The following is a 15,390-nucleotide window of genomic DNA, read 5'->3' as shown; positions in this document are numbered from 1 at the left end:
CCGCCGCCCTGCGCTGCGGCCCCGCCGCTGCGCCACGACAGGGCTGGCCACGCTCAGAGGCGCCATCGCGCCCAGGAGGGGCATCACCATGCCATCGCTCGCCGAGTTTCAGCGCCTGCCGCTGACCACTGTTTCGGGGCAGCCACAACTGCCACCCGCCACCCACGCGGCCTCACTCACCGACCCCGCGATCAGCCAGATGACGGACCTTCGGCTGGCCCCTTGCGTCACCGTCGACCACCGCGACGGCATCCCCGCCACCTTGCATGTGATGCAGCGCGCCGGTGTGCGCATGGCCTTCGTGGCCGGCGTCGGGGGCGAACTGATCGGCCTGGTCACGGTGGACGACCTGCAGGGCGAACGCCCCTTGCTGCGGGCCATCAACGACCACGTCGCCGTCGACGAATTGACGCTGGAGCAGGTAATGACGCCGCGCGCCGAATGGCGGGTGATCGACGCCTGGCAGATCGAGCACAGCCGCATCGGCAACCTCGCCGCCACGATGCTCGAGCATGGCCTGCGCTACCTGCTGGTGGCCGAGCGGGGCCAGCACGGCAGCCTGATCCGCGGCATCTTCTCGGCGCGCCGGCTGGAAGCCGCCCTCGGCATCGAACTGGCCAGCGGCCCGCGATCACGCAGCTTTGCCGAACTCGAAGCGGCGTTGATGCACTGACGCCGCGTCCACCCACGGGGTAAGCTCGCGCGGCCTTCAGGACCGCGCGCCGCCCCGCCCCGTGACGACCGTTTCCGCCCCTCCGCCCGCTCAACGCATCCACATCATCGGGCCGTCTTGCGCCGGCAAGACGACGCTGGGCCGCGCGCTGGGCGAACGGCTGGGATTGCCCTTCACCGATCTGGACGATCTCTGGTGGTCGCCCGGATGGGTTCAGTGCGGCCACCCCGTGCTGCGCGAACGCGTGGCCGACTTGGCCGCCACGCCAGCATGGGTGGTGAGCGGCAACTACTTCGCCAGCACCGAGGTGGCGCTTTGGCCTCGCTTGCAGTGGCTGATCGTTCTCGATTTCCCGCTGGGCCTCGTCACGCGCCGCGCGCTGTCGCGCACCTGGCGGCGGGCCGTCACAGGCGAGGCTTGCTGCAATGGCAACCACGAGAAGTGGTACCGGCTTTTCCACCGTGACGGGGTGATCCGCTACACCTGGCGCACCTGGGCGACGCGGCAAGCACGCTACCGGCAACTGTCAAACGATGCCGCGCTCGCGGGTGTCACGATCACCCGCCTCGGCTCGCCGGCCGAGGTCGAACGCCTCTGGCGCGACCTGTCCGTCGCCGTTCTTCGCAACGCCACGCCCCGCCATGCCACACCTGCCGCCTGATCTTCATCGCCGCCGCCTGCTCGCCGCCAGCCTGGCCACCGGCTGCGCCCCGGGGTTCATCCGCCAGGCGCTGGCCGCCGAGGTGGACCGCTTCGAGCTGGGCGTGGCCAGCGGGTTTCCGCGGCCCGACGGCATGGTGCTGTGGACGCTGCTCACCGGCCCGGGTCTGCCCGAGCGGGTCGACGTGGCCTGGGAGATCGCCGACGACGAGGCCTTCAGCCGCATCGTCGCCCAGGGCACCGAAACGGCCGAAGCCGCCTGGGGCCACAGCGTGCACGCCGAGCCGGCCGGCCTGGCGCCGGGCCGCTGGTATCACTACCGATTCACGGCCCTCGGGGCCCGCAGTGCCGCCGGCCGCACCCGCACCGCCCCGGCGGCCACCGAGGCGGCACCGCTGTCGTTCGTGATCGCGAGCTGCCAGCGCTACGACTCGGGCCACTACGCCGCATGGCGGCAAGTGGCCGCCGATGCCCCCGACCTGGTGATGTTTCTCGGGGACTACATCTACGAGTACCCCTCACTGCCCACCGCGCTGCGGCAGCACGAAGCCGGTTTCCCGCGCACGCTGGCAGCGTACCGGGCCCGCTACGCCACCTACCAGCGCGACCCGTTGCTGCAGGCCGCGCACGCCGCCTGCCCCTGGCTGCTGGTGTGGGACGACCACGAGGTCGAAAACGACTACGCCGGGCTGCAGGGCAACCAGTTGCAGACCGACTTTCCCGAGCAACGGGCCGCCGCCTACCAAGCCTACTGGGAACACTTGCCCTTCCCCAAGGCATGGCGGCCAGTGCAGGGCCAGATGCGGCTGTACGGCAGCCATGACTGGGGGCGCCTGGCCCGCATCCTGGCGCTCGACGACCGCCAGTACCGCGCCTCGCAGGCGTGCCAGAAGCCGGGCCGCGGCGGCTCGAACACCGTCACGATGAAAGAGTGCCCCGCCTTGGCCGACCCTCGCCGCACGCTGCTGGGCACCGCTCAGGAGCAATGGTTGGCGCAGGCCTGGGCCGAGGACCGGCCCTGGAACCTGCTGGCCCAGCAGACCTTGATGGCCCGCTTCACCTGGAGTGACCCCGCCGGCCCCGAAGGCGGCACCTACTGGACCGATGGCTGGGACGGCTACGCGCCGTCGCGCCAGCGCCTGCTCGCCACGGTGGCCGAACGGCGGCTGGGCGGCGTGGTGGTGCTGGGCGGTGATGTCCACGCCCACTACGTGGCCGACCTGAAGACGGATTTCCGCGATCCGCGATCGGCCACGCTGGCCACCGAGTTCTGCGGCACGTCCATCAGCAGCCTGGGTCTGGATCAAGCGCGCATCGACGCCGCACTGCCGCTGAACCCGCATGTGCGCTGGGGCCGCGCCGACCGGCGTGGCTACACCCGCTTCCGGCTCGATGCTCGTCAGATCGAGGCCCGCCTCATGGTGGTGGCCGACGCACTGGATGCCCGCAGCCCGGTGACCGAGGCGGCCCGCTTCGTTGTCGAGGCCGGCCGCCCGGGCGCGCAGGCATGACTTGTCCCGTGAACCGGACCACGTACTGCCTCGGCGCGAAGGGCGTGAGGTGCGTGAGGTGCGTCGCCTGAAGCCTCGCACACCCCGATGAGCGCCATCGTTGCCATCTTCGCCGTCACGCTGCCCTTCTTTGCGCTGGTGCTGTGTGGCTACCTGGCGGCTCAACGCCATGTGCTGCCCGCCAGCGCCATCCCCGGGCTGAACGCCTTCGTGCTGTTCTTCGCGCTGCCGTGCCTGCTGTTCCGGTTTGGCCAGACGACACCAGTGCTGCAGCTGCTGAATCCGGCAGTGCTCGGCGTGTACCTGATCGCCGCGCTGGTGATCGTGGGATTCACGGTGGCCGTCACCCTGGGGCCCGGCACGGCGGCTCGGCCCGGCGTCTCATTGAAAGACGCTGCGTTCGGTGCGCTGGTCGCCGCCTTCCCGAATTCGGGCTTCATGGGCGTGCCGTTGCTGGTGGCGGTGCTGGGCAAGGAAGCCGCCGGGCCCGTGATCTGCACCGTGCTGGCCGACATGCTGGTCACCACCTCTCTGTGCCTCGGTCTGGCGCAGGCACAAGGCGCGGCGGGCGCTCGCGAAGCCGGTCTGCGCGCGCTGAGAGGCACCTTGTCAAACCCGCTGCCCTGGGCCATCGTGCTGGGGGCGATGGCGGGTGTGGTGGGCTGGCCGCTGCCGGGGCCGGTGCAGGCCATCGTCAAGATGCTGGCAGACGCCGCGAGCCCGGTGGCACTGTTCACCATCGGTGCCGTGCTGTGGCGCTCGCGCGACCCGGCGCACCGCAGCGCCGATGCGGCCGGCGACGACTCGCCGCCACCGCCCGCACCGCTGCGCCAGGTGGCACCGGTGGCCGCGATCAAGCTGCTGCTGCACCCGCTGCTGGTGCTGATGCTGGGTGCCGGTGCCCGCCAACTGGGCGTGCCGCTGAGCGAGTTCCAGCTGACCGCCCTCACGCTGACGGCCGCTCTGCCCAGCGCCAGCAATGTCTCACTGCTGGCCGAGCGCTACGGTGCCGACAACGGCCGTGTGGCCCGCATCATCATGACCTCGACCGCCATGGCGTTCATCACCTTCAGCGCCGCGGCCTGGTTGTTCGGCGTTCGCCCTGCCGGCTGAACGCGAGCGCGGTTCAACGCGGGTCAGCGCGGTTCATCGCAGAGTCGGGCGCCCGGAGCGCCGGGCCAGCCAATCGGGCCGCAGCAGCCCGTACAGCCCGGAATCGGAGATCTCGCCCCCCACCTGCCAGCGCTCGCGCAGCGTGCCTTCGAGCTGAAATCCGAGACGAGTGAGGCTGGCGGCGGACGCCGTGTTGCGCGGGTCGATGTCGGCCTCCAACCGGTGCAGCCGCAAATCGTCGAACGGCGCCCCCGGTTGATGGTCGAAGGCCAGATCCACCAGAGCCACGAGGGCCTCGCTCATCAGCCCGGCGCCTTGGTGTTCGGCCCCCAGCGCGTAGCCGATTTCCGCGCGCCGGTTGCCGGCGTCGATGCGGAACAGGCTCACCGTGCCCACCACGCGCCCCAGGTCGCGTCGCACCAAACCCAAGCGCAGGTCTTCGCGTCGGGCCAGCGCCTCGCGGTCGCCCGCCACCAGGCGCAGCGCCTGCTCGCGGTCGGCCCAGACCGGCGTGGACCAATAGCGCATCACGCGCGGGTCGCCAAAGATCGCAAACAGATCGTTGGCGTCGGCTTCCACCAAGGGCCGCAGCGACAAACGCTCGGTGTGGATCGACAGGTCGGAAAAGGGGGTCATCGCAGAACAGAAGCCTCAAGGTCTTTGGTGAGGGGTCCATCGCCCCAGGTCTGGCTGAGCCAACCCCGGCCCCCATCGAAATGGCAGGTGGCGAGCGCGCCATTGACCAGCGTGAACTGCGGCTGCCGGTGGCCGATGTCGAGATCGACCAGCACCGGGCATGGCAGGTCACCCAGGGCCTCGTGCATGGCGCCGGCATGGTCCAGCCGCTGCGCATTCGTGACCTCGGGCGCCGCGCTGCGGCCGAGCAGCACGCCGGCCAGCCCCTCGAACCACCCATGCAGGCGCAGGCTGTACAGGGTGCGCAGCATTTCGCAGGGGTTCTGCTCGCAGTTCTCCAGGTACAGCAACACGCCCTCGGCGCGGTGCTTGCGGATGAAGCCCGGCACATCTCCAAACGGGGTGCCGGCCAGGCGGCTGACCGTGTCCAGGCAGCCGCCGATCAAGCGGCCGCGCAGGGTGATGGCTTCCTCGTCGCGGCCATCCAGGCGCCGCCAGCGGGTGGGCTCGGTCAGGTTGAACGCCGCCGCAGCATCGGTCTCGAACGGCGTCCAGGTGACCTGGAATCGTGGCGACGCGGCCTGCCGCAGCGGCGCGACGCCGTCGTGCGACAGCACATCCAGCACACCGCGGACAAGCGGATCAGTCTGGCTCGGTGCCAGGTCCATCAGATTGCTGCCGTGGGCGCTGGCCCAACTCGCGCGCAACAGCAGCGGCATCTGCAGCGTGCTGATGTCCGAGAAGCCCAGCAGCCATTTGGGCGGCAGTGGCCGCAAGGCGCCGAAATCGAGCCGGGGCAGCAGCTCGATGGCCCGCTCGCCGCCCCACGGTGGCAGCACCGCGGCCACCGCCGGGTCGGTGAGAAAGCGCATCAGTTCGGCCGCGCGCTGTGCCGCCGGCGCGCTCTGGTCGTGCCGCTGGGTGCGCAGACAGTCGCCCTCCACCACCCGAAAGCCCCGCGAGCGAAGGTGATCCAGCACCAGGTCCAGCCGCGCCAGCGCCCCGGTGGTCGCCACGCCAGACGACGGTGCCGTGATGGCCACGGTATCACCGGGGCGCAAGGGGCGAGGAAATCGAATCATCGCTTCAAACCATGGTTTTCCACAGGCCGCACAGACTACCTCAGCGCGCGAGACTCTCGGGCTTCGCGCCACCTGCGCCGTCATTCACCCTGCGCCCACCGATGAAACCTCTGTCTCGCCTCACCGTTGCCCTCGCCCTGATGACCTCTTGCGCAGCCGCCTCGGCGGCCCCGCCCGCCGGCCTCACGGTGGCCCAGGTGCTCGAACGCTCACCCGCCAACGACTGGCGGCCGCTGGACCCGCAGAACACGCTGCTGATGGACCTGGGGGCCGAGGGCTCGCGGCAGGTCATCATCGAGCTGGCCCCCCGCTTCGCGCCGCAGCACGCCGCGAACATCCGCACCCTGGCCCACGAAGGCTATTGGGACGGACTGGCCATCAACCGGGTGCAGGACAACTACGTGACCCAGTGGGGAGACCCCAACGCCGACCACCCCGACAAGGCCAAGCCGCTGGGCAAGGCGCTGGCCAAGCTGCCGGCCGAGTTCTCGGTACCCTTGAAAGGGCTGCCCCTGGTTCGGCTGCCGGATGCCGACGGATGGGCCGCCGTGAGTGGCTTTGTCGACGGGATGCCCGTGGCGGCCGACCCGAAAACCGGCCGGGCGTGGCTGGCGCATTGCTACGGCGTCGTCGGTGCGGGGCGTGACATGGCGGTCGACAGCAGCAACGGCACCGAGTTGTACACGGTGATCGGCCAGTCACCCCGCGGACTCGACCTGAACATCACCGTGGTGGGCCGCGTGTTGCAAGGCATGCAGCACCTGGCGGCCTTGCCCCGCGGCGGCGCCGAGATGGGGTTCTACGGCCCCGACGAACAGCGAACCACCATCCAACGCGTGAGGCTGCTGGCCGATGTGCCCGAGGCCGAGCGTCCGTCGCTCGAAGTGCTTCGCACCGACAGCGCCACCTGGCCGGCGCTGCTCGACGCACGCCGGGTGCGCAAGGAGGACTGGTTCGTGCACAGCCCGCGACACATCGGCCTGTGCAATGCCACCGTGCCGGTGCGCCCCCGTGCGCCACGCGCCGTGGAAGCCCCAGGCAAGTGATGCATTGCGTCGGTGGAGCGCCAATTGCGCGTCTAGTCGCACTCCACTGCGCGCAGCATGTCGGCCAGCGTCTTGCCCGCTTCGTCACGGAAGGGTTCATCGAGCATCGTCAGATTCACGATGCGGTCGAGGCGGAAATTGCGAAAGTCGTGGCGCTGCTCGCACCACGCGCCCAGCGTCCAGACGGCGCCCCAGTAAAAACAGCCCAGGGGACGGAGCGTGCGTGTGCTGTCGCGGCCGGATTCGTCGCGGTAGGCGATGCGCACCTTGCGGCGCAACTCGATCGCACCCCGCAGCCGTTCGAGGTGGGTGCGCACCGGGTCGGTGTCGCCGAATGTGGGGGCGTAGATCGCCAGGCTCTCCGCCGCGGCCCGCGCCGCGCTCGGCAGCACGGCGAGGATCTTCGACAGCGCCGCCTCCGCGGCGCGCGCCAGCTCGCCATCCAGCCGCTGCTGTGCCAGCCGCACCGAGGCGACCAGGGCCTTGGCTTCGTCGGTCGAGAACATCAGCGGCGGCAGGTCGTAACCTGAGCCCAGTCGATACCCCACCCCCGCTTCGCCTTCGATCGGCACGCCCTGGGCCTGCAGATCGGCCACGTCGCGGTACACCGTGCGCAACGAGACCTCCAGGCGCTGGGCCAGGAATGCCGCCGTCGACAAACGGCGGCCGCGGATCAGTTGAACCAGCTCGAACAGGCGGTCGGCGCGGCGCATCGGCGATCGGGCCCGATCAACCCATGGCGGTGCACAGCTCGACGAGCACGCCGTCGGGGCATCGCACATAGGCCACGGTCTGGCCCCAGGGCTTGACGGTCGGTGGTGTCAGAAGCCGGGCGCCGGCCGTCACGGCACGGTCACACGCCGCGGGCACATCCTCGGTCACCAGGCCGATCTCGATGCCCAACGGACGTTCGGATTGATCGGCCGGCAGGTAGTCCTGGCCGAGGCTGCCGCGCGCGGTGGCATGGTCGGCAAAGGCGAGCGCCGTGCCACCGGTTTCCAGCTCGCCATAGCCGCCACCCGGGGCCACAAAGCGGCGCTTCAGGCCGAACGCCTGCTCGAAAAAGGCCAGTGACGCCTCGACGTTGTCGACATAGGCGATCGTGTAAGCAAAGCGCATCGTTTTCTCCGGAGAAGCCGCCCATGCTACGCGGTGGCCGGCCCCTCGATGGGTGGCGTGAAGGGGGGCGCGTCTCAGCGCGACGCATGCAGGCCGACGCGGTTGCCTTCGCTGTCCTGGATGTGGACGAAGGCCCCCATGTCGCCGGGCAGGTCCACCCGAGGCAGCAGCAGCTTGCCGCCCGCTTCCCCCAGGCGCGCCACCACCACGTCGAGCGATGGCGCGGCATTCAGGTAGACCACCGTGCCTTCGGTGGTCGGTGCCGGGGCGTGCGCCGAGGCGTAGAGGCAGCCCCCCACGCCGCTGCCGTCGGTGTAGGGGAACACCGCCAGCGTGATCTCCGGGCCCATCGATTCGCGCCGCAGCGGCCGCGCGAACAGCGTTTCATAAAAGCGCTGGGCACGGTCCAGGTCGCGCACCGGGATCTCGAACCAGTTCAGGGCCTGGGTGGGGGTGTGGTCGTTCGTCATCGTCTCGTCCTCAAAATGGGGGATCTACCGGCTTTGCCCCCTGGCATCGCCTGGCATGAACGTCATGCTGCGTCACCCCTGCTGACAACGTCGTGGCAGCAGGGGATTGCGCGCAGCGGTCAGGGGGGCTCCAATCCTCCCTATGTCGTACCCCTCGCCTTCCGATGCCGAACCGCCCGAGGGTTTGCCTGAAGGCAGCGGTTCCGGCAGCGGCTCTGCCCAACTCGACGCGCTCTACGCCGATGCCTACCGCGAGCTGCGGCGGCTGGCCCGGGCGCGCCTGCATGGCGGTGGCCGCAACACGGTGCTCGACACCACCGCCTTGGTGCACGAAAGCTATCTGCGCCTGGCCCGCCACAGCGACATCGCATTTGCCGACAAGCTGCGCTTCATGGTCTATGCCGGCCGCGTGATGCGCTCGGTCATCATCGATCTGGTGCGCGAGCGCCAGGCCGAACGCCGCGGCGGCGATGCCGCCCATGTCACCCTCACCACCCAGCTCAGCGAACACCTGCCCGCCGATGCGGGCGAGGCCGAAATCCTGCGGGTGCACGACGCGCTCGATGAGCTGTCCAAGCTGGATGCGCGCATGGCCCAGGTGGTCGAGCTGCGCTACTTCGCCGGCATGACCGAGCCCGAGATCGCGCAAGCCCTGGGCATCACCGATCGCACCGTTCGGCGCGACTGGCAACAGGCGCGCCTGTTCCTGGCCGAAGCGCTGAAATGAGCGCCTGCTCTCAGGGGCCGCGGCCGAGCTGGCTGGGTCGTTCCACGTCATGAGCAGCCCGCTGTTCGACATGGCGCCCGAGCAGTGGGCCCTGCTGCGACGCCTGCTCGATGAAGCGCTGGAGCTGCCCGCGCCCGAACGCGCAGGCTGGCTGGCAAACCTGCCCGAGGAACACGCCGCGCTCCGGCCCCGGCTCGAGAACCTGCTGGCCCATGCCGACGACGACGAGACGCAGCAGCCCACGCGATCGGCCGACGGGGTGACACGCACCAGCACACGCTTCGGCAGCCTGCCGAAGCTCGCGCCGCTGGACGAGCCCCCACCGCCGCTGCCGCCTGACGCAGGCCCCTACCGCGCCATTCGCCTGCTCGGTGAAGGTGGCATGGGGCGCGTGTGGCTCGCCGAGCGCACCGATGGCCTGCTGCAGGGGCGGCCGGTGGCGTTGAAGCTGCCGCACGCACCGTGGCGCCATCCGCAGTTGGCCGAGCGCATGGCGCACGAGCGCGAGATCCTCGCGGTGCTGGACCACCCCAACATCGCCCGCATCTACGACGCGGGCGTCACCGCCGAGGGCCAGCCCTTCCTCGCGCTGGAGTACGTCGAAGGCGAACGTCTCGATCACCATGTGCTGCGCCTGGGTCTCGACACGCGTCAACGCATCGCGCTCTTCTTGCAGGTGACGGCCGCGGTGGCCCACGCCCATGCGCGGCTGGTGGTGCACCGCGACCTGAAGCCCGGCAACATCCTCGTCACGCCCCAAGGGCAGGTGCGGCTGCTCGATTTCGGCATCGCCAAGCTGCTGGCCGCCGATCCCGCCCATGCCGAGCTGACCGCACCGGCGCAGCGCGCGATGACCCCGCAGTACGCCGCGCCCGAGCAGATCCTGGGTCAGCCGATCGGCACCGCGGCCGACATCTACTCGCTGGGCGTCGTGTTGTACGAGCTGTTGACCGGCGTACTGCCCTACCAGCCCCGGCGTGCATCGGCCGCCGCACTCGAAGACACCATCGTCAGCACGGCGCCGGCACGGCCCAGCCAACGCGCGATGGACGTGCCCACCCGGCGCGCGCTGCAGGGTGACCTCGACACCGTGCTGCTGAAGGCCCTGAAGAAAGATCCCGCCGAGCGCTACGCCACGGTGCAGGCGTTCGCCGATGACCTGCGCCGCTGGCTCGACCACCGACCTGTCACCGCGCAGCCCGACAGCTCGTGGTACCACGCCCGCAAGTTCATCCAGCGCAACCGCCTCGGCGTCGGACTGGCCGCCGGCTTCGTGCTCTCCCTCGGCGCTGCCCTGGGGGTGGCACTGTGGCAGGCCAATGTGGCGCGGGCGCAAGCGGCCAAAGCATCGGCGATCACCGACTTCCTGGTCGGAGTGTTCAAGGCCAATGACATCGAACAGGCCGGTGGCCAAGCCAAACGTGAACAGAGCGTTCAACAGTTGCTTGAACAGAGCGCCGTCATGCTGTCAACAACAGGTCTGTCCGAGCAGCCCGGGGTGCGCGTCGAACTCCAACGGGTGGTAGGGGGTCTGCTGAATGACCTCGAAATACTTGATGCAGCGATCCGCGTCCGACAAGCGCGCGTCAGCGACCTGAAGCGGCAACAGGCGCCGCGTTCGCAGCAGGTGCTGGCGTTGCGTGAGTTAGGCGAAAGCTTGCGTGAGAACAGCGACTGGGAGAGCGCGCGCGCCAGGCTGAACGAAGCAAACCAGTTGTGCCACGACGGCGGGTTAGACGACAGCCTGGCTTGTCTGGGCGTGGTACTGGACTTGGGGCGAGTCGACTACGCGGAAAGAAAGGTGGATGCGGCTCTGGGGCGCGTCGAACCCTTGATCTCTGCACTTCAGCACCATCCGGAGGCTGTCGACGATTTGGCTGGAAGCCAGGAGCTTTTGGCATTGCTGCGGATGCTGCGCAATCAACCCGATGCTGCACATGCGGCATTTGAGCAAGCGCTGCAGCTTCGGCAAGCCCAATGGGGCGAGGGTTCGGTGCGCCTCGCTGACATGCGGTACCGATTCGGCCGCCACCTCTGGACGATGCGTCGGCTGGTGCAGGCTGAATCGGCACTGCGCACCGCGTGGCAGACCACCAGCTCCGCGCTGGGGCGCGATCACGTTTCGAGCTTGCGCATCGAGCTGTGGCTGGGTCGGCTGCAATCGACAGTCGGACTGTCGAACGAAGGGATGGCGCACCTACAGGGGGCATACAAGTCGATGCTTTCTAAGGCCGATCGTTTGGACCCTTCCGAGCTGTATCAATCCCGGTCAGCGTTGGCCAATGCCCTGGTGTTGGACGGCCGCCTTGTTGAAGCAAAGACCGCCCTGGAGGACGCCACTGCGCAGCGCCAGCGACTTGGCTCACGCGCGGGCACCGATCCGACACTCGACCTGACCGAGGCGCGCTGGCTGCTCGACACCGGCCGATTCGCAGAGAGCAGAGCACTGTTGCTCAAGCTGCGCGACGCCACCGCCGCTCAACTAGGGGGCCAACATCCCTATGTGGCTGACCGATATCTGCGACTGGCTCAAACCGACTTGGCATCTGGTGACCTGCACGCGGCAGAAACAGACCTCAAGGCCGCTCTGGCGACCGAGGACGCCGTCGAAACCGTGTTCGGCACGCCGAAGCATCGCGCGCAGTTGCTGCAGGTGGTGCTGTGGATCGAGCAGGGCCGCATCGGCGATGCAGTCGAACAGGCCGACAAGCTGGGCCGGCTGGCCGAGGCCACACCCCGGGCCGAGCAGTATCGAGACTCGTTCTTGCAATTGAACGAAACCATTGCGCGAGCACTGTCTGCTGCCGGCAAAACTGCCGAAGCGATACCCTACTTCGAGAGATTCATTGGCACGCTGGCGCCAGCGAATGCTCAGCACCCTTGGCTTGCGGCGGTTCGCGCACACTATGCACTGGCATTGATCGCCCATGGCCAGACGGGTGAGGCCCGACGCCAGGCTGACTTGGCCCGAAACGCCTTGGCGGCACAACCAGCTGTCGGGCCCCAATTCTGGCGCCCCGTGAAGGCCGTTGAAGCGCAACTGGCGCGTTCCGCCCCGTCGTGATGCGAACTGCCTGTCCGGTTTCGGACGACGGATTGCGTTGTTTTGTAGGAGAGGCCCCGTGCTTGGGCCGTTTGAATGTAGGAGAACACATGAACTCATCCATCTTCCGGCGCCCCAAGTTAAGGGCCGTGGCGTTGGCAGTCGTCCCGGGCCTGCTCGCCATGGGGCCAGCCTGGGCCGGTGAGATCGGGCCTCTGCAGACCCAGAAGTGCAACGATCCACCGCCCGCCCTGGCCAGCGTCAACGAGTTCGATCCCTTGGCAGACGGTCAGGTCACCGGCCTGTGGCTGAAGCCGGGTACCACCCGTACCACGGCGGGTACCAACTCGCGCGAATCACCCGAGCTGGCGGGCACCAAGCTCTACAGCAGCAGCCAGATGTTCGAGTTCAAGGACCCGAAGGGCCAGCTGATCAGCGGCAAGTACTCCGAGATGATCGTCGCGGGGACCGACAAGAAGTGCAAGTGCCACCTGCGCATCCAGGTGCGTGAAGGCTGCGTGACCAAGGTCGTCATCAACAAGTACCTCCACCCGCTGAAGCTGGTGGCCGACTACCGCGACGACCTGTCGGGCAAGATCCCGTCTCGCTCGGCCTCCCGATCGAAAGACGGCACGACCGTCACCTTCGACCTCACCTCGCCGGTCTGCGCCGGCCAGGACACTCGCTGGCTGCTGCTGAACACCAGCATCGAGGAAGTGGCGCCGCTCGATGTGCTGCAGTTCGTGACGCCGGAAGGCCAGTTTTCGCCACCGCTGCCGGTGCACGTGCCGCTGATCCAGTAGAGGCCAGATCCTGCAGCCGATACCGGGAAAGTCGCCTGTGGCCCAGGCGACTTTCCCGGCCGCACGACCGGGCGCTATGATTCGCGCCCGGTCGGCAGTTCACCCAGGCGTCGCCGCGGCCCCGCCCCTCCAGGCGGGCCCGAGCTAAACCTGCCCTGATTCCTCTTTCCTTGGTGCCCTGGTCCCATGTGTTCTCCGCGTTTCGAAGCGGCGCACTGAACCTCGGCTGCAAGTCGGCGACCCCAGCCCCCGGCCACCACCGGGACCGGTTCATGCGCGCGAGAAAGACGCACCATGACGACCATCGCCACTTCGCCCTCCACCGCAACACGCGGCCGTGAACGGGTGCCCCTTCACTGTGACGACCTGTCGCAGTTCGCCAAGACGCTGCGCTTGCAGCTCGGTGAGTTCCTCGAGAAGAGCCCCGGCTCGGCGCCCAGCCACGTGCAGCTGCTGAACATGCTGGCGCGCGCCGCCGGGCACCGCAGCGTGCAAGCCCTGCGCGCACAAGCCACGCTCACCCGAGCGCCTGAGCCTGCGGCAGCACTCGCGGAAGGCCCTGGCCGCCCCGCACCCACCAGCCTGAGCGCGCACGCCGCCAAGGCCTTGACGCAGTTCGACGAACACGGCCGGCTTTCGCGTTGGCCTTACAAGTTCGCGGTGCAACGGCTGGCGATGTGGGGGCTGTGGATGCGCTTCGACTCGAACCGCACCTACACCGAGCGCCAGGTCAACGACATCCTGAAGGCCTGGACGACCTATGGCGACCATGTCACCCCGCGCCGAGAGTTGGTCGAGATGAAGCTGCTGGGCCGAAAGCCCGACTGCTCGGCCTACTGGAAAGAGCCGCAGCGGCCGAACGATGAGGTCAGGGCGCTGCTGCAGGCCTTGCGCGCACGGCGCTGAAGCAAGCATCGACAGGCCACCCGCGAGGGCAGGTCGCCGCCCCCGGTCAGTCGATCTTCTTCAGGATCACGGCGACCTCCTCCCACGTGTCGGACCGGACGGCCTCGACGGCGATGTCGCCCTGGTTGTTGATGTCGTGGGCCTGGCGGATGAGGTAGCGACTGCGGTCAGCGGGGCGCAGCAGCGTGTTGAGGTCGTGCATGCCATTGGCATCGAAGAAAAAGGCGTGGTCCTGGTAGTCGTGGGAACGCTTCATCTGCGAATAGCCCACGACCTCGCCCGCATCATTGATGCCCAGCGCCTCGCTGGTATCGCTGTGGGGCAGGGTGCCCAGGTCTTCCATGACACCGTTGCGGAAGCGGAACGCATGGCGCTTCTGCGTCGACAGCTCGGCGACACCGGCCACGTCGCCCAGGTTGTTGACGGCGATCGCTTCGCTGCGCGAGCCGCCCAGCGTGCCCAGGTTGATCATCACGCCCTGGCTGTAGATGAAAGCGCGCGGCCGGTCGTTGGCGATTTCCGACATGCCGACGATGGCGCCGGCGTCGTTGATGTCCCGCGCCTTGGTGAACGGGCCACCGAACGTCGGCAACAACGTCATCACGCCGTCCTTCCAGTGGAAGGCGCGAAAGTCGTGGTCGTCCTTGGAGACCTGGCCGAAGCCAACCACCTCGCCGTGGACGTTGATCGCAGTGGCCTCGCTCATGAACTTCTCGTCTGGCGCCAAAGTGCCCAGGTTGGTCATGACGCCGTCGCGCAGCAGGTAGGCCCGGTAATGCTGGTGATCGGTGGTTCGGCCCACCACGTCGCCGAGCTCGTTGACGTCGTTGGCGAAGGTCTCCACATGGCCACCCGCGTCCGCCAGCCGGGGAACCGGTTTGCATGAATGCACACGGCACACCTCGGCGGCGAACCCTGGCGAGCCCTTGTTGACGACAGCCCGCCCGTCCTGGCTCAAGCCGACACTGGCGACGTCGAAGGACGGCGCGGGCTTCTTCAGCGGAAGCTCGATCACCTTGAACTGCTGGGCCCAGGCGCCGCTGGCCAACGTCAGCGAAGCGAGTGCAACGGCGGCGGATGTCTTCAGAAAGTCGGTCATGGCATTTCCTCGTGAAGCTGCGATCGGCGGGCATGCGTCGCTCAAGTCCACGACTGTACCCACCAATTTATACGTTAGCTTAACAACAACCCCCTTGACACTAGGGGTTGGCTGTAACGGTCATAGAAGCGTTCCGACGCCGCGAGGTGATCGCGCTCAGCGAGGCGCAGATCGGTGAGTTCGCCGGCAATGCGATCGAGTTGAGCAACGGCCGCGAGAGTTTGCTCGCGATGTCGACCCGGGCCGCCGCGGCGCTGACCCCCGACCAACGCGCCACCGTCGAGCGCAGCGCCCGCATCGTCGCGTCGCCGGTGCCGACGATCGAGCGGGCCGGCGGCTCGGTGCGCTGCATGATCGCCGGCATCCACCTCGCGCGAAGCCCCGGTTCGGCACCTGCAGGGCATGAGGGCCCGCACCCTGGCGCGATGTCGCAAGGCGGTGGCGCACCCGGGCAAGCGCAACAGCCTGCCGCTGCCTAAGCTCCCGCACCACCGGCCACCGC

General features: G+C 68.6%; 15 protein-coding genes and 1 pseudogene. 10 read left to right on the top strand and 6 right to left on the bottom strand.

What is annotated here, in order from left to right; genetic code table 11:
• The first annotated feature begins 88 nt into the window (after nt 1–88).
• The 4 genes from AACH06_RS07250 to AACH06_RS07235 all read left to right on the top strand — a co-directional run bounded on the left by AACH06_RS07250 (nt 89) and on the right by AACH06_RS07235 (nt 3,957).
• On the top strand, nt 89–673 hold the full coding sequence (locus tag AACH06_RS07250; RefSeq protein WP_341424978.1) for a CBS domain-containing protein: 585 nt from the start codon (nt 89–91) through the stop codon (nt 671–673).
• A gap of 61 nt (nt 674–734) precedes the next feature.
• Nucleotides 735–1,334, top strand: a complete 600-nt coding sequence (locus tag AACH06_RS07245; RefSeq protein ID WP_341424977.1) for a shikimate kinase — start codon at nt 735–737, stop codon at nt 1,332–1,334.
• On the top strand, nt 1,315–2,844 hold the full coding sequence (locus tag AACH06_RS07240) for an alkaline phosphatase D family protein (RefSeq protein WP_341424976.1): 1,530 nt from the start codon (nt 1,315–1,317) through the stop codon (nt 2,842–2,844). The genes AACH06_RS07245 and AACH06_RS07240 overlap by 20 nt, the downstream gene beginning before the upstream one ends.
• Nucleotides 2,845–2,940: 96 nt before the next feature.
• The gene (locus tag AACH06_RS07235) at nt 2,941–3,957 is read left to right on the top strand and encodes an AEC family transporter (RefSeq protein WP_341425122.1); all 1,017 of its coding nucleotides are present in this window, start codon (nt 2,941–2,943) and stop codon (nt 3,955–3,957) included.
• 33 nt (nt 3,958–3,990) lie between these two features.
• Here the strand turns inward: AACH06_RS07235 and AACH06_RS07230 are convergent, their stop codons facing one another.
• Together AACH06_RS07230 and AACH06_RS07225 are read right to left on the bottom strand one after the other, a co-directional pair.
• A complete protein-coding gene (locus AACH06_RS07230; RefSeq protein ID WP_341424975.1) occupies nt 3,991–4,593 on the bottom strand; it encodes a GNAT family N-acetyltransferase in 603 nt (200 codons plus the stop codon).
• On the bottom strand, nt 4,590–5,675 hold the full coding sequence (locus tag AACH06_RS07225) for a S66 family peptidase (protein ID WP_341424974.1): 1,086 nt from the start codon (nt 5,673–5,675) through the stop codon (nt 4,590–4,592). Before AACH06_RS07225 ends, AACH06_RS07230 begins: the two co-directional genes overlap by 4 nt.
• A 101-nt stretch (nt 5,676–5,776) precedes the next feature.
• Between AACH06_RS07225 and AACH06_RS07220 the strand changes: the two genes are divergently transcribed.
• Nucleotides 5,777–6,721, top strand: a complete 945-nt coding sequence (locus AACH06_RS07220; RefSeq protein ID WP_341424973.1) for a peptidylprolyl isomerase — start codon at nt 5,777–5,779, stop codon at nt 6,719–6,721.
• A 32-nt stretch (nt 6,722–6,753) separates the two neighbouring features.
• Here the strand turns inward: AACH06_RS07220 and AACH06_RS07215 are convergent, their stop codons facing one another.
• The 3 genes from AACH06_RS07215 to AACH06_RS07205 all read right to left on the bottom strand — a co-directional run bounded on the left by AACH06_RS07215 (nt 6,754) and on the right by AACH06_RS07205 (nt 8,310).
• The gene (locus tag AACH06_RS07215; RefSeq protein ID WP_341424972.1) at nt 6,754–7,434 is read right to left on the bottom strand and encodes a helix-turn-helix transcriptional regulator; all 681 of its coding nucleotides are present in this window, start codon (nt 7,432–7,434) and stop codon (nt 6,754–6,756) included.
• Between the two features lie 16 nt (nt 7,435–7,450).
• Complete coding sequence (locus AACH06_RS07210; protein ID WP_341424971.1) at nt 7,451–7,840, bottom strand: VOC family protein; 390 nt, start codon at nt 7,838–7,840, stop codon at nt 7,451–7,453.
• A 74-nt stretch (nt 7,841–7,914) separates the two neighbouring features.
• Nucleotides 7,915–8,310, bottom strand: coding sequence for a VOC family protein (locus tag AACH06_RS07205; RefSeq protein ID WP_341424970.1), 396 nt, complete (start codon nt 8,308–8,310; stop codon nt 7,915–7,917).
• A 142-nt stretch (nt 8,311–8,452) separates the two neighbouring features.
• Between AACH06_RS07205 and AACH06_RS07200 the strand changes: the two genes are divergently transcribed.
• From AACH06_RS07200 to AACH06_RS07185, 4 genes are all read left to right on the top strand, one after another.
• Nucleotides 8,453–9,037 (top strand): ECF-type sigma factor, encoded by a 585-nt coding sequence (locus tag AACH06_RS07200; protein ID WP_341424969.1) that lies wholly within the window; start codon nt 8,453–8,455, stop codon nt 9,035–9,037.
• A gap of 49 nt (nt 9,038–9,086) precedes the next feature.
• Nucleotides 9,087–12,101: a protein kinase domain-containing protein gene (locus AACH06_RS07195; RefSeq protein ID WP_341424968.1), complete on the top strand. Its 3,015-nt coding sequence runs from the start codon at nt 9,087–9,089 to the stop codon at nt 12,099–12,101.
• An 89-nt stretch (nt 12,102–12,190) separates the two neighbouring features.
• A complete protein-coding gene (locus AACH06_RS07190) occupies nt 12,191–12,883 on the top strand; it encodes a hypothetical protein (RefSeq protein WP_341424967.1) in 693 nt (230 codons plus the stop codon).
• 294 nt (nt 12,884–13,177) lie between these two features.
• Complete coding sequence (locus AACH06_RS07185) at nt 13,178–13,789, top strand: DUF2087 domain-containing protein (protein ID WP_341424966.1); 612 nt, start codon at nt 13,178–13,180, stop codon at nt 13,787–13,789.
• A 46-nt stretch (nt 13,790–13,835) separates the two neighbouring features.
• Here AACH06_RS07185 and AACH06_RS07180 read toward each other — a convergent pair whose 3' ends face one another.
• Nucleotides 13,836–14,888: a hypothetical protein gene (locus tag AACH06_RS07180; RefSeq protein ID WP_341424965.1), complete on the bottom strand. Its 1,053-nt coding sequence runs from the start codon at nt 14,886–14,888 to the stop codon at nt 13,836–13,838.
• A 140-nt stretch (nt 14,889–15,028) separates the two neighbouring features.
• Between AACH06_RS07180 and AACH06_RS07175 the strand changes: the two are divergent.
• A pseudogene (locus tag AACH06_RS07175) lies at nt 15,029–15,367 on the top strand (arginine deiminase-related protein); the annotation flags it as partial.
• Nucleotides 15,368–15,390: the final 23 nt, after the last annotated feature.

This window comes from Ideonella lacteola (assembly GCF_038066555.1).
GTDB lineage: Bacteria > Pseudomonadota > Gammaproteobacteria > Burkholderiales > Burkholderiaceae_C > Ideonella > Ideonella lacteola.
This window is presented reverse-complemented; position numbering and strand designations above follow the sequence as displayed.